This window comes from Rheinheimera sp. 4Y26 (genome assembly GCF_025245835.1).
GTDB lineage: Bacteria > Pseudomonadota > Gammaproteobacteria > Enterobacterales > Alteromonadaceae > Pararheinheimera.
In genome coordinates, this window is sequence record NZ_JAOBWS010000018.1 from 13,231 (window position 1) to 25,563 (window position 12,333).

Annotated in this window: 15 protein-coding genes; 8 read left to right on the top strand and 7 right to left on the bottom strand. The window is 50.8% G+C overall.

Annotated features, from left to right (window positions below):
• Nucleotides 1-12: 12 nt before the first annotated feature.
• The 3 genes from N3Z11_RS16900 to N3Z11_RS16910 all read left to right on the top strand — a co-directional run bounded on the left by N3Z11_RS16900 (nt 13) and on the right by N3Z11_RS16910 (nt 2,656).
• Nucleotides 13-1,917: an ABC transporter ATP-binding protein gene (locus N3Z11_RS16900; protein ID WP_260658377.1), complete on the top strand. Its 1,905-nt coding sequence runs from the start codon at nt 13-15 to the stop codon at nt 1,915-1,917.
• Nucleotides 1,918-1,925: 8 nt separating this feature from the next.
• Nucleotides 1,926-2,456 carry a TIGR02444 family protein gene (locus N3Z11_RS16905; protein ID WP_260658378.1) on the top strand — a complete coding sequence of 177 codons (531 nt, stop codon included), beginning with the start codon at nt 1,926-1,928 and terminating at the stop codon, nt 2,454-2,456.
• Nucleotides 2,457-2,518: 62 nt separating this feature from the next.
• A complete protein-coding gene (locus tag N3Z11_RS16910) occupies nt 2,519-2,656 on the top strand; it encodes a DUF3149 domain-containing protein (protein ID WP_260658379.1) in 138 nt (45 codons plus the stop codon).
• Nucleotides 2,657-2,891: 235 nt separating this feature from the next.
• Here N3Z11_RS16910 and N3Z11_RS16915 read toward each other — a convergent pair whose 3' ends face one another.
• Nucleotides 2,892-4,472, bottom strand: a complete 1,581-nt coding sequence (locus N3Z11_RS16915) for a GMC family oxidoreductase (protein ID WP_260658380.1) — start codon at nt 4,470-4,472, stop codon at nt 2,892-2,894.
• Nucleotides 4,465-4,977 carry a hypothetical protein gene (locus tag N3Z11_RS16920; RefSeq protein WP_260658381.1) on the bottom strand — a complete coding sequence of 171 codons (513 nt, stop codon included), beginning with the start codon at nt 4,975-4,977 and terminating at the stop codon, nt 4,465-4,467. The genes N3Z11_RS16915 and N3Z11_RS16920 overlap by 8 nt, the downstream gene beginning before the upstream one ends.
• Nucleotides 4,978-5,063: 86 nt before the next feature.
• On the opposite strand from N3Z11_RS16920, the gene N3Z11_RS16925 reads away from it, so the two are divergent.
• Together N3Z11_RS16925 and N3Z11_RS16930 are read left to right on the top strand one after the other, a co-directional pair.
• On the top strand, nt 5,064-6,071 hold the full coding sequence (locus N3Z11_RS16925; RefSeq protein WP_260658382.1) for a hydrolase: 1,008 nt from the start codon (nt 5,064-5,066) through the stop codon (nt 6,069-6,071).
• Between the two features lie 13 nt (nt 6,072-6,084).
• Complete coding sequence (locus tag N3Z11_RS16930; RefSeq protein ID WP_260658383.1) at nt 6,085-6,324, top strand: YheU family protein; 240 nt, start codon at nt 6,085-6,087, stop codon at nt 6,322-6,324.
• Between the two features lie 9 nt (nt 6,325-6,333).
• Here the strand turns inward: N3Z11_RS16930 and cysQ are convergent, their stop codons facing one another.
• Nucleotides 6,334-7,167 carry a 3'(2'),5'-bisphosphate nucleotidase CysQ gene (gene cysQ / locus N3Z11_RS16935; protein ID WP_260658384.1) on the bottom strand — a complete coding sequence of 278 codons (834 nt, stop codon included), beginning with the start codon at nt 7,165-7,167 and terminating at the stop codon, nt 6,334-6,336.
• On the bottom strand, nt 7,154-7,732 hold the full coding sequence (gene nudE / locus N3Z11_RS16940) for an ADP compounds hydrolase NudE (protein WP_260658385.1): 579 nt from the start codon (nt 7,730-7,732) through the stop codon (nt 7,154-7,156). Before nudE ends, cysQ begins: the two co-directional genes overlap by 14 nt.
• A gap of 64 nt (nt 7,733-7,796) precedes the next feature.
• Between nudE and yrfG the strand changes: the two genes are divergently transcribed.
• Nucleotides 7,797-8,474, top strand: coding sequence for a GMP/IMP nucleotidase (yrfG, locus tag N3Z11_RS16945; RefSeq protein ID WP_260658386.1), 678 nt, complete (start codon nt 7,797-7,799; stop codon nt 8,472-8,474).
• 102 nt (nt 8,475-8,576) lie between these two features.
• On the opposite strand, the gene N3Z11_RS16950 is transcribed toward yrfG, so the two are convergent.
• Entirely contained in the window at nt 8,577-9,146 is a 570-nt protein-coding gene (locus tag N3Z11_RS16950) for an HAAS signaling domain-containing protein (protein WP_260658387.1), read from the bottom strand.
• A 1-nt stretch (nt 9,147) separates the two neighbouring features.
• Nucleotides 9,148-9,525 (bottom strand): PadR family transcriptional regulator, encoded by a 378-nt coding sequence (locus N3Z11_RS16955; protein WP_260658388.1) that lies wholly within the window; start codon nt 9,523-9,525, stop codon nt 9,148-9,150.
• 205 nt (nt 9,526-9,730) lie between these two features.
• Here N3Z11_RS16955 and N3Z11_RS16960 point away from each other — a divergent pair, with 205 nt between their 5' ends.
• Nucleotides 9,731-9,940, top strand: a complete 210-nt coding sequence (locus N3Z11_RS16960; RefSeq protein WP_260658389.1) for a hypothetical protein — start codon at nt 9,731-9,733, stop codon at nt 9,938-9,940.
• A gap of 411 nt (nt 9,941-10,351) precedes the next feature.
• Nucleotides 10,352-11,116: a hypothetical protein gene (locus N3Z11_RS16965; protein ID WP_260658390.1), complete on the top strand. Its 765-nt coding sequence runs from the start codon at nt 10,352-10,354 to the stop codon at nt 11,114-11,116.
• Nucleotides 11,117-11,529: 413 nt separating this feature from the next.
• On the opposite strand, the gene N3Z11_RS16970 is transcribed toward N3Z11_RS16965, so the two are convergent.
• The gene (locus N3Z11_RS16970; RefSeq protein WP_260658391.1) at nt 11,530-12,288 is read right to left on the bottom strand and encodes a type II secretion system protein N; all 759 of its coding nucleotides are present in this window, start codon (nt 12,286-12,288) and stop codon (nt 11,530-11,532) included.
• Nucleotides 12,289-12,333 lie beyond the last annotated feature (45 nt).

The window sequence follows — 12,333 nt, forward strand, 5'->3', positions numbered from 1 at the left end:
GTACTACTTTCAATGATCCAACTGCAACAAGTCGAATTACGCCGCGGCATTTTATGTTTGCTGCAACAGGCCGATCTTACCGTATTCCCGGGCCAAAAGGTCGGAATTATCGGTGCCAACGGCTGTGGCAAATCGACTTTGTTTGCCTTGTTACAGGGTAAACTGCAGGCCGACGCCGGCACAGTCAGTATTCCAAACAGCTGGACCATAGCCACTGTGGCGCAGGAAACCCCAGCCGTTGAATGCAGCGCCATGGATTATGTACTGCAAGGCGACGAAGCTTTATATCCGCTTTTAATGCAAGTGCGTCAGGCCCGTGAAGACACTGACCTGATTGCAGTGCATCACCAGATTGAAGCGCTGGACGGTTACCGCGCCGAAGCCAAAGCCGGCACTTTACTGGATGGCCTGGGTTTTAGCGGTGCCATGCAACAGCAACAGGTCAAATCATTCTCAGGTGGCTGGCGGATGCGGCTTAATCTGGCGCGCGCTTTAATGCAAAGGGCAGAATTATTGCTGCTCGATGAACCTACCAACCACCTCGATTTAGACGCTGTGCTCTGGCTGGAAAAATACCTCGCCAATTTTGAAGGCACCATGCTACTGATCAGCCACGACCGCGATTTCCTCGACGCTGTGGTCGACAATATAGTGCATATCGAAAGTCAGCAGCTGACCCTCTACCGTGGCAACTACAGCCAGTTTGAACGCCAGCGCGCCGAACATCTGGCGCAGCAGCAATCCACTTATGAAAAACAACAACGCCAGGTTGCCCACCTGCAAAAATTTATCGACAGGTTCCGCGCCCAGGCCACCAAAGCCAAACAGGCCCAAAGCCGGATTAAAGCGCTGGAACGTATGACGTTATTAGCGCCGGCTCATGTTGATTCGCCCTTTCAGTTTGAGTTTCTCGAGCCACGGGCTTTACCCAACCCACTGCTGAAAATGGAAAACGTACGCGCCGGCTATGGCGATCACAGTATTTTGCAGCAAATTAATTTTCAGCTGCTGCCAGGCAGCCGTATTGGTTTACTCGGCCGTAATGGTGCCGGTAAATCCACGCTGATCAAATTGTTGTCCGGCAGTTTGCAACCCCAAAGTGGCGACATCTGGTATGCCGCTGGTGTGGCTATTGGTTATTTTGCGCAGCATCAGCTGGAAACCTTAAGACCAGAAGATTCGCCACTGCAGCATATGGTGCGGCTGGCGCCACAGGCCACTGAACAAAGCCTGCGCGACTTTTTAGGTGGTTTTGGTTTTCATGGTGACAAAGCTTTAGCTGCCTGCGCGCCATTTTCCGGTGGTGAAAAAGCACGGCTGGTGCTAGCTCTGTTGGTGTATCAACGCCCTAACCTGCTGTTACTGGACGAACCCACCAACCACCTCGACTTAGAAATGCGTGAAGCCATAGTGATGGCGCTGCAAAGTTTTGAAGGCGCCATAGTGGTGGTGTCACACGACCGGCATTTATTATCCAGCACCACAGATGAGTTTTATCTGGTGGCCCATGGCAAAGTGGCGCCTTTTGCCGGTGATTTAAATGATTATTACCAGTGGCTGCAAAATGACAGCAAAGCGCAGCAGTTCAGCGCCGAGCCCGCCAGCAGTGGTGCTGCTGTGCGTAAAGATCAAAAACGCTTAGAAGCAGATTTACGTAACTTAACGCGCAAATTAAAACAAAACATCGAAAAGCTGGAGCAGCAACAACATCAGCTGGAAGCCAAACTGGCGCAGCTGGAAGAAAAACTCACCGACACCGGCTTGTATGATCAAAGCCGCAAAGCTGAGCTGACGCAGGTGCTGGCAGAACAAACCAAGTTCAAAGCTGAGCTGGCTTCAGTGGAAGAGCAGTGGTTTGAAGCGCAGGAGCAACTGGAGCAGCAAACCAACGACTTCTGGCAGAAAAATGGCGGTTAATCATAAAAATGGCGGTTAATCACAAAACGTTGCCGGATGCGGAGTTGTTCTGGCAATTTAGTCTGGCACTGTACCCCGGCATCCAACCGCTCTGTCTGCAGTGGCAAGACAGTTATGGTGCCAATGTGAACCTGCTGCTGCTGTTGTTGTATCTGCAAAAACAGCAGCTGCAGTGTGAGCCCGGCGATATCAGGCTGCTGCAACAAAGTCTGAATGCAGAACAGCAGTTTACGCTGGCACTTAGACAACTTCGCCGGTCCTTACCAGCCGGCCTGAATGCCAAAGCGGCAGAACAGATGAAACAGGCGCTACTGAAGGCTGAACTTTCTGCCGAACAGCTGGAGCAGCAACAGCTGATAGCCACATTGCCACAATGCCGCCTGAGCAAGGTTCTGCCGGCAACCAACAAGGTCAGTTTATTAACCTTGTATCTGCAGCTGCTTGATGTGGTACTCACGGACGAGCTGCAGGCGCAGATCCTTGATCTGGATCAACAGGCAATGCAGCTGGCTTTTCCGACACCCAAAAGCTTGATCTAAGTCAGGATCGGGCCGCCCGCACCAACCTACACTGCCTTTATCAACCAGATGGAGGCGACACCATGAACCTGTGGCAAGAATTTTTAAATGATCCGGTAATTTTTATTTCTTTTACTGGCCTGGCAATTGTGATTGGCCTCTGCCTGTTTTACGCCGTGTATTTCTTCTACAAAATTGGTCATGACGACGTAAAAAACTAACAACGTTTTTTGTTTATTGTTCCTGTCCATTGTTCCTGTATGGGTTGCTGCCGGGTAAACCGCCAGAAGGTAACAACCCACTTGCTGTGTAAGTGCCTGCTGATACCGTTTTGGTATAACCGCCGGAAGCCTTAGGCTACCGGCTTTTTTATTTGTATTTTTTATTTGTGGTGGGCCATTAGTGCCTGGCTGCTGAAACAATAATTTTACCGCTGCCCGCAGCTTCTTTCTCTCATCAACCACGCAGCCGCGCTGCTAATAAATCGGCGTTACGCCAGGCCAGTGCATATAAGGTTAATTGTGGATTGGCCCCCAGACTGCTTGGCAGTACTGAGCCATCAATCACCGATAAATTTTGCAGCTGATAATGGCTGCCATTGGCATCCACCACCCCTTTAGCCGCATCGCCACTCATATTACAACCGCCCATCACATGAGCCGACGCCAGCGCCGCGCGGTAGGTTTTCAGCGGTAAACCGGCAATAGCGGTTTTGGCCTGCTGCCAGCTGCTGTAAAGCATGGCGTCCTGATGCACCGGCATTACCGCCTCGGCACCGGCGGCAAATTGTAACTCGGCCATCGCCAGATAAGCCTGTTGCATACCCCGCCATAAATAATCGGTCAGCGGATAATCCAGCACCGGCTCGCCATGGGCATCCAGCTGCACCTCGCCACCCTGAGCATCAGGGTGAAAACCATCACGCAGCAGCGCAATCATCACCTGCAAATGATTAAATTTCTGCATCATGCCGGCATGCAGCTCGGCCATACCGGTCAGTTTGGACGCCATCAGTACCGGATGCACCGGCGGCACTTCCAGTTTAAAACCGGCTTCATCACCTTTGGGCCAGACAAACTGGTCGGAATAAATCGACTGCGGCGCACCGGCATGGCCAGACACCGCATCGCGAAACAAAGCACCGGAAATCACACTAGGGTGCAAATAGGTATGTTTACCAAGCCGCCCGGACGGGTTCGGCACCTTAGAGCGCAACAACAAAGCCGGTGAGTTAATGGCCCCGCCCGCCAGCACATAATGCCGCGCTTTAAACCGCAGTTTCACTGAAGAAAGCGGCTGGTAATGCTGATCAACAGGCACAGCATCCAGCTGCAGAATTTGATCACCCCGCCACTGAAACTTCCGGGCCGACACCCGGCTGACTAACAAAGCGCCCGCTTCAAGCGCCGCCGGAATAGTGGTCACCAGCATCGACTGTTTGGCATTGAGCGGGCAACCCATACCGCAGTAACCCAAATTGGCGCAGCCATGCACATTGCGCTCAATGACTGTGTATTGCCAGCCCAGGTTTTCGCAGCCGCGTTTTAACGCTGCGTTATTGGGGTTTGGCGGTACCTGCCACTCTGAGATATGCAGCCGGCCGGCTGCTTTGGCAAAATAAGGGGCCAGGCTTTGTTCACCACTAAAATCCAGGCCAAACTCAGCTTGCCAATAATCCAGCGTGGGTTTGGGCGTGCGGATAGAAGTGGTCCAGTTCACAGTGGTAGAGCCGCCCACAGTGCGGCCCTGCAAAATGGCAATGGCCTGATCTTTGGTTTTACGGCCCGCACCATCCTGATATAAATGCGGATAAGCCCAGCGTTCCTGCTGGCGAAAATCACTGCTACTCCACAGTGCACCCTGCTCCAGCATAATCACCGATAAACCGGCCTGGGTCAGAATTTCGGCCGTCATACCACCACCGGCGCCGGTGCCAATAATCACCACGTCCGCTTCAAACTGCTGATCTTCAGTTAAAGTTGCCGCATCAATATGGCGCCAACCTTTGGCCAGGCCCGCTTTGATTGGATCATTCATAAGCGCGAAACTCCGGCGCAGTATAAGCAAGTGCCTGCCAATGCGCCGGCTGGCCATAATAAGCCGCCAGCAATAATTCGCGCAGGCCGTTATAAGCTTGTTGTAACAAGGTGAGGTAACTGTCGCGCCAACTGCTGAGTAGCTGCAGCCGCTGCTCCAGCGACAACTCGCCAAGTGCCAGCAGATGGCCGGTCAGCGCCAGCCGGGTCAGCTGCTGCGACAATAAAAAAAACAGCTGCTGTAATTCCGCCTGCTGGCGTTTTGGTAAAAAGGGTAAATAGTCCAGCACCGCCTGACGGGTATTTTGCAGTGCTTCTTGATGCTCAGCTTCGCCTTTTGGCAAAGCACCAAGCAAAATAGCAGGTAACAAAGCATCCAGTACCAGACTGGCGTCTTGCTGCTGTTGGGTTTTGTCAGCCTCGCTGAACATTGGATAAAGCGTTAACCCTGTGGCTAACGTTGCGCCAGCGGCCAGGCCAAGCATGATAAACTGTCGTCTTTGCATCTGCGGTACACTCCGCCTGCTGATAAAGGCAAGCCGGCTCTGATTAGACCAGTAGTAAAAAGCATTGTTAATGAGGAACTTCTAAATTGCAAGCACGGCAAAAACCAGAGCAAACTGCTGATTTACCTGAATTTAAACCAGCCTGGTGGCTGAAAAACTGCCATCTGCAAACCATCCTGGCTAAATATCTGGCGCCAAAAAAATCACTGCCGCACCAAGCCGAGTTGTTGCAGCTGCCGGACGGCGATGAGCTGATGTTATGTTTTGGCCAAACGCCGCCGGCAGAAGCAAAGGCGCTGGTGCTGATACTGCATGGTCTGGAAGGCAATATTCACAGCCATTATGTGCGCGGTATGCTAAACAGTTTGCAGCAACAGGGTTTTGCCGCTGTGTTAATGCATTTTCGCGGTTGCCATGGCCAGGCCAATAAACTGCCACGCGCTTATCATTCGGGCGACACCGAAGATTTAAGTTTTGTGCTGCATACGTTAAAGGCGCGTTATCCGGGTGTGCCGCTGGCCGCTGTTGGTTTTTCGCTGGGGGGCAATGTACTGATGAAATATTGTGGTGAAACTGCGCAGCACTGCCCGCTGTTTGCTGCTGCGGCAGTGTCGGCACCGCTGCAGTTATCCGCCAGCGCCGATCGCATCAACCGAGGTTTTAGCAAAGTGTACCAGCGTTATTTATTAAACCGGCTCAAAGCCACTATGCAGCGCAAACTGAATCGTCATGCCGACTTCCCGCTCGCCATCAAAGCGGACGACATTGCGCGCCTGCAAAGCATCCGCGAATTTGACCAGCGGCTTACCGCGCCTTTACATGGTTTTGCCGACGCCGAAGATTATTACCGCCGCTGCAGCGCCAAGGCTTATTTACGTGCTATTGAACGGCCCCATCTGCTGATCCACGCCAAAGATGATCCATTTTTGGCTGCTGAAGCCATACCGGCAGCTGACGAGCTGAGCCCTTATAGCCAGCTACTGCTCAGCGAATATGGCGGCCATGTTGGTTTTGTCAGTGGCGGTATACCAGGGCAACCACGTTATTGGCTGGATCAGGTGATACCGGCGTTTTTCCAACAACATTTAGCTTAAGGACTTTTATCAGATGCTGATCCCTTATCAACAACTGAACCCCGACACTTTACAGGCGCTGGTGGAAGCTTTTGTACTGCGCGAAGGCACCGACTATGGCGACTTCGAAACCAGCCTGGCCGACAAAGTAGCCATGGTGCTGACGCAAATCCAGCAGGGCAAGGTGTTAATTGTGTATTCAGAGCAGGAAGAGTCGGTAGACTTAGTAACAGAGCGGGATTATCGCCAGCTGCTGGCCGCCGGCCAAAGCTGAGCCTCGCTGTTAAAGCTGCGGCAACTCGCGGCCGGAATGATGGGCGGTGATCAGTTGTGGCCAGCCAACACTGGACTGGCCTATCACCATAAAATCCGGATTGGCCAGGGTTTCACGCTGGTTATAACTCAGCGGATAAAACTGGCTGTCGAGAATTTTACCGCCGGCTTCTTCCACAATAATATGCACAGCACCAGTGTCCCATTCGCCGGTAGGCCCAAGGCGTAAATAACAGTCGGCGCCGCCTTCTGCCACTAAGCAGCTTTTTAAACTGCAGCTGCCAAGCGGCACAAATTCCACATCCTGACCCGTTGCCAGCAAAGCATGGATCCGTTCCAGCGGCTGGCGCCGGCTGACGGCAATACGCAGCGGCAAACCGGCATGATGCTGGCGCACTTTAATATGGTTAATTAAATTGCGCTGTTGTTTAAAAGCGCCGTGGCCGCGGGTGGCGTAATAACAAATTTGCTCTTTTGGCCAATAAATCACCCCAAGTGCAGGCCAGCCGTGTTCCACCAACGCAATGCTGACGGCAAAATCGCCGCTTCTGGCAACAAACTCCTGGGTACCGTCCATTGGGTCAATCAACCAATAACGCGGCCAGTGCTGACGCTGCGCCAGCGGCACTAAATTGCTTTCTTCAGAAATAATAGGAATGTCCGGCGTCAGGCTGCTGAGCCGGTCGATGATGATCTGGTTGGCGGCATAATCTGCACTGGTCACAGGGCTGTTGTCGTCTTTGGCGTTATGCTCGTAGTCACCACTTTGGTACATCTGCCAGAGCACAGCGCCGGCTTCAGCAGCGGCTGCTTTGACCGGTTCTAACAGTTTACTTAAAAACATCCTGATGACTTTCCAGATACTTTTTCGCCAGAAACAAGGCCGCAATACTGCGGGCTTCGGTAAAATCGGCTTGTAGTAATAACTCGTCGAAGTCCTGCCAGCGCCATTTCACCAGTTCCAGCGGCTCAGGCTCGTCGCCTGGCAGGCTTTGCGGGTAAAGGCCGGTGGCAAGAACTATCTGCATTGTAGCATTAAAATATCCCGGAGCCAGCGCCACACTTTTTAGTGGTACTAAAGTACTAGCACCAAAACCTGCTTCTTCTTTCAGCTCGCGGTTGGCGGCGTCCAGCACTTCTTCCCCCGGGTCAACCAAACCTTTGGGAAAGCCCAGCTGATAATCGTGGGTGCCGGCACTGTATTCGCGGATCAGATAAAAATGTTCCGCATCAGGGCAAGCCACCACCATGACGGCGCCACGACCGGAACCACGCATGCGCTCAAATAACCGCTGTTCACCATTGCTAAATTGCAGCTGGATTTGTTCAATTTTAAACAAGCGGCTTTGCGCCACGATTTCCTGACTGAGAATTTGCGGTTTTTGTTTGTCGTCCTGACGTTCAGCCATACCACTGCCTCTGCTACAATGCCTGTTCTGCGCTCTACTATAAATCGAACAGATGGAAAAACCTATGCTGGACTGGGCGAATATCGACACTGTGTTACTGGATATGGACGGCACCCTGCTGGACTTACATTTTGACAATTATTTCTGGCTGGAACATTTGCCCAAACGCTGGAGTGAAATCAGCGGCATCAGCACTGAAGAGGCCAAAGCCCAACTGAAAGCCGAATATGACGTGCTGCAAGGCAAGCTGGAATGGTATTGCCTGGATTACTGGGGCAAAAGGCTGCAACTGCCCATTACCGAATTAAAACGTGAAGTGATGCACAAAATTGCCATGCGCTCTGACGTGCCGGACTTTTTAACGGCGCTGAAAAAAAGCGGCCGGCAAATTGTGCTGGTGACCAATGCCCACCCGGGCAGTTTGTCGCTGAAAATTGAGCGCACTGAACTGAGCAACTATATCAGCGAGCTGATTTCGACCCACGAATTTGGCGTGACCAAAGAAAGCCAGGCACTGTGGCATAAACTGCAGGCCCGTTTGGGTTTTGACCCCAAACGCACTTTGTTTGTGGATGACAGCCTGCCCATTTTGCATGCCGCCAAAGAATTTGGCATTGGCCATTTGCTGGCCGTAGCCAACCCCGACAGTCAGCTGCCGGTACGCAGTATTACCGAATTCCCGGCTATTACCGACTATACCGTCTTGCTGGATGAAATTTTGTTAGCCAACCGGTTGGCCTAAATAGGCTCAGACCAGCGAATAACCCGCACTTGCCGGCGTTGTTGTTACTAAAGCCCAACAAAAGCCTGCAGCCTTGATGGTGCAGGCTTTTTTGATACCCACTTACATATGCTGCTTTAACACACTCAGTACTTTGCGGGTCAGCAGCGCCACAGCCAAAGCCAGCACTGCTGCTACCGGCACTATCCACCAGCCCATCACCTCTGGCATTGCTGTCGGCGGCACCGACACAAAACCCACCACTATGCTGTTGCCATGTGGGGTAGACCAAACCCCCACCGACTCCGGCAGCAGGAATTTAGCCCCTGCGACAAACAGCAAACATAAAGCCGCGCTAAAACCAAACACCGCCATGGCAAAATACAGGGTTGCGGTCACGCTTTTTTTCATCGTTTGAATGGCTTTAAAACCCTTTGGCGGCGGTGCACCTTCTTCAATATGGGCAATATATTGCGCCGCCAGCTGCCGCGGTTCACCAAAACCATGCAAAATGGCCGCAGCGTCGGCTTTATTGCCAGCCGCTTCCTGCTGCTCCATCACATCAAACAAATGGCTTTCAATTTCGCGGATCACTTCCTGTGTTTCATGGGGTGCCAGACGTGCCAGATAACGGCGTAAGTCATTCAGGTAACGATGAATAATGTCGTTGTTGGTTAATTCTGCCTGCTGCATATCAGACTCCTGTCATAGGTAAGGCTTGCGGGCCCGGATTGGCCAGCAGAAATTCAATATCGGTGACCGACTGGCGCCAGAGCCGGGTCAGTTCGGTGAGCTTTTGAGCGCCTGTTGCCGTCAGCTGGTAATACTTACGCGGCCGGCTGTCTCCTTCCTGCACCCACTGCGCGTCCACCAGTTCGTCACGTTTTAATCTGTCCAGCAGCGGATACAAAGTACCTTCAGTGATGGTGGTCGACGGCAGGCTTTGCAGTAACTTCAGCAGTTCCAGCCCATATAAAGTGCGCTGTTGTAAAGCCGCCAGAATGGCCAGTTCCAGCGTGCCTTTGCGCAGCTGCACTTCCCATTTTTCCATCAGAGCGTCGTTCGGGTTCATCTGTCACCTTATGTGGCCAGGGGGCTGGCTTGCTATGTATTGAACTATACCTTGTATTGCAAGGTATGCTGTTGAGCATAGTGATGGGGGTTTCAAAGATCAAGTTTATTTTTTAAGCAATAGTGCTTTTGGGGCTTTGGATTTCAGCTTGCAGCTGATGGGGCTTTGCCGAGGGGCGGGCTACTCACACTGATAGGTGGCGTTTTTGTTTAATCACATAGGTGACAGTTATCTGGTTTGTTTGCTGTTTGACGTTGTTTTTTTGGTTGATGCCTGCGGCATGGCGCGTTGTGGTTTTCAGCTTGCAGCTGAGGGTGTTATGCCGGGTTTCGCCCCGGCGGGCGAGTCCCTTTCTTTGCTGACAAAGAAAGGGACACAAAGAAATCACCCCGGTGAGTCTTCGAAAGCCCGCTAAAAATCAAAAGTTTGAGGCGCCGCCAAAACTCGACGGCTGCTACCGTCAGCCGTCTCAAACAGTTGGCGTCTTAAAACCTCAAAACCGGCCAAAACAACGGCTCACTAAACGGGGGGGAAAAGCGCTGGCTGAGGGAATTGGTTTTTGGTGCCGATGCCTTTGGTTGGCAAAACTGAAATTTTGCAGAACCAATAGGGTCAGGTCTTGTTTTTTGCCTTTGAGCCAAATTGCTATTTGGTACTCAAAGTCTGGCGTTTTACCTGAAATTATTTAAAACTAGGCAAAACGCAAGACCTGACCCTATATGCGTGACCCTATATGCGCGAATGAAATTAGTAAATGAAGGCTGTTTCATTGGTGTCTTGCGGGTGTTTTTTCTTTGGAATACATTAAAAGGATTTTCAATTAAGTATGAACGTTATTAATAAGTTATCTCCTACTGTTTTGCTCCTTGTCGTTGTTTATTTATTTTTTGCATATTACACACCTACAATTTCGTCGAAAGATACCGAGCTTACAAAATCCTCAAATCATGAGGAAATAGACCATAACAATACAGCCTTAGATAAAAATGATTCCCATAAAAACAAAAAAACTACAAATATAGTTTACCACCAAGGGGATAGCATTGATTTGGCAGATCTCAACAATTCCAAAAATGAAAATAATTTAGATGAGTTAATTGGTAGTTGGTCTCCGTATTTAGACAAGAATTCTGAGAAATATAAACACCTCTTGGATAAATACAAAGATTCAGAAGATAACGTAATTGTCGATGGCAACAATGCCTATATCGCAAACAAAATCAATGAAAATATTGAATTTGTGATAATAACAAAGAAATATAGAGATTTAACTATGCATGAACCACTTCATGTGCATGGCGCTCTTTTAGAGCAACTAAATAATTTGAAAGGGTATGGAGATTGGTCTTATAGGGCAGAGGTGACTGCAAGGAACATATTTTCAGAATATTTCAAACAAGGCAACTATTCAATCAATACAATACAGTGCCGTGAAAAGACATGTCTTATAGAGTTCAGTTTCAGCGATTTTAATTTTGCAGTTGACTTTGTAGACGAACTCAGAGCAAATCGAAATAAATGCCAATGTATACCCGCCGAAACTATTTGGCCTGATCTCAAACTGGCTGTACTTAAACTAGATTTGATATAACAAGCGTTATCAAAAACTTGCAGGTTAGGGGCACCTTGCGAAGCGACCTCTACTCGCAACAAGTTGCTCGTGTTTTGACTGGCATTATTTCTGCAATTCGCTCAAAACAAACACTACCCCCAAACCAACGCCGGGAACTGCAAAGTGAGTATTCAAGAGTGAGCGCGGGAGGCGCGAACGGAGTAGTTGCCGGTGGTGGTTCGTGCCCTGCCGGTTTAACCTGAGTTGTGCCAATAAACTTCAACTGCCAACTTCAGCAGGCAGAACGGCAGAACAAGAGAATTTTAGTCATTGCCGAAAGTGATGCCTGCAAAACCGACTTAACCGCTGCCACGACAACCGACCAGCGCCACACCAACTACAAGCAACAAAGCTGCAGCGCTGCCATTCTCCGGCAGCGCCAGCCAAAAAACCTACTTCCCTATCCGGCCTTGCAGCTTTAATGGGAAACGGCCTTCGGCGTCGGGTTGGCCGACAAACTGCATGGCCTGGTGTACTTCTTTCGGCATTGAGGCTGCTGGTTTTAACGTGCCGGCTATTTGGTAGCTGCCCTGTAATACATCGGCTTTTACCATTAATCCCAGTGGGTTGTCGGCTTTGGTGGTTAAACTCAGGTTGCCGTTGTCGCAGCTTAGTGTGCTGTCGATGGCTTGTAAGTCGATCCAGCCGGTGGGGGCTTTAAATTTGGCCTGTTGCCAGCTGGCGGTGCCGCCAAGCTCGGTGCAATAAGGCTTTCCTAATTCAAACTTTTGTAAATTCAGTACTATGTTACCGCTGGCATCAACCGGCATTGGCAACTGTAATTGCGACATGATGGGCGCTACCGGCAGCCGGATGGTGGATTGTTGCAGCAGCACCTTGCCAAAGCCGAGCTCGGCCTGTACCGCCAGATAAGGCAGACTGCTGTCACGCAGGTTACCGCCCTGCAGCTTCAGGCCAAGCTTGCCGCGCCATAACAAAGACGGCTGCAGCTGCCAGCTCAGCTGCGGCAGGTAAAAGGGCGATTTTTGTACACCGGCTATCTGGCCTTGCCATAAAGTACCTGTTACCGGGCCTAACTGCAGATCGGCCGGTAAAGTCAGCAGTTTTAACCACAGACTGGCCGGTGTCAGCACCAGCATAAACAGCAGATAGGCCAGCAAACCCAGCAGCCACAACATCGATTTTTTCATCTACTACAACCTGTTTCCGGGGCACCATTTGTTTTTAGGCACCGC

What these genes read in the sequence shown, in the direction of transcription:
- N3Z11_RS16950 (WP_260658387.1), bottom strand. Translation starts at nt 9,146, where the DNA reads ATGCAGCAGGCAGAATTAACCAACAACGACATTATTCATCGTTACCTG.
- N3Z11_RS16965 (WP_260658390.1), top strand. Translation starts at nt 10,352, where the DNA reads ATGAACGTTATTAATAAGTTATCTCCTACTGTTTTGCTCCTTGTCGTT.
- N3Z11_RS16970 (WP_260658391.1), bottom strand. Translation starts at nt 12,288, where the DNA reads ATGAAAAAATCGATGTTGTGGCTGCTGGGTTTGCTGGCCTATCTGCTG.
- N3Z11_RS16900 (WP_260658377.1), top strand. Translation starts at nt 13, where the DNA reads ATGATCCAACTGCAACAAGTCGAATTACGCCGCGGCATTTTATGTTTG.
- nudE (WP_260658385.1), bottom strand. Translation starts at nt 7,732, where the DNA reads ATGGCTGAACGTCAGGACGACAAACAAAAACCGCAAATTCTCAGTCAG.
- cysQ (WP_260658384.1), bottom strand. Translation starts at nt 7,167, where the DNA reads ATGTTTTTAAGTAAACTGTTAGAACCGGTCAAAGCAGCCGCTGCTGAA.
- N3Z11_RS16955 (WP_260658388.1), bottom strand. Translation starts at nt 9,525, where the DNA reads ATGAACCCGAACGACGCTCTGATGGAAAAATGGGAAGTGCAGCTGCGC.
- N3Z11_RS16915 (WP_260658380.1), bottom strand. Translation starts at nt 4,472, where the DNA reads ATGAATGATCCAATCAAAGCGGGCCTGGCCAAAGGTTGGCGCCATATT.
- N3Z11_RS16910 (WP_260658379.1), top strand. Translation starts at nt 2,519, where the DNA reads ATGAACCTGTGGCAAGAATTTTTAAATGATCCGGTAATTTTTATTTCT.
- yrfG (WP_260658386.1), top strand. Translation starts at nt 7,797, where the DNA reads ATGCTGGACTGGGCGAATATCGACACTGTGTTACTGGATATGGACGGC.
- N3Z11_RS16930 (WP_260658383.1), top strand. Translation starts at nt 6,085, where the DNA reads ATGCTGATCCCTTATCAACAACTGAACCCCGACACTTTACAGGCGCTG.
- N3Z11_RS16905 (WP_260658378.1), top strand. Translation starts at nt 1,926, where the DNA reads ATGGCGGTTAATCACAAAACGTTGCCGGATGCGGAGTTGTTCTGGCAA.
- N3Z11_RS16920 (WP_260658381.1), bottom strand. Translation starts at nt 4,977, where the DNA reads ATGCAAAGACGACAGTTTATCATGCTTGGCCTGGCCGCTGGCGCAACG.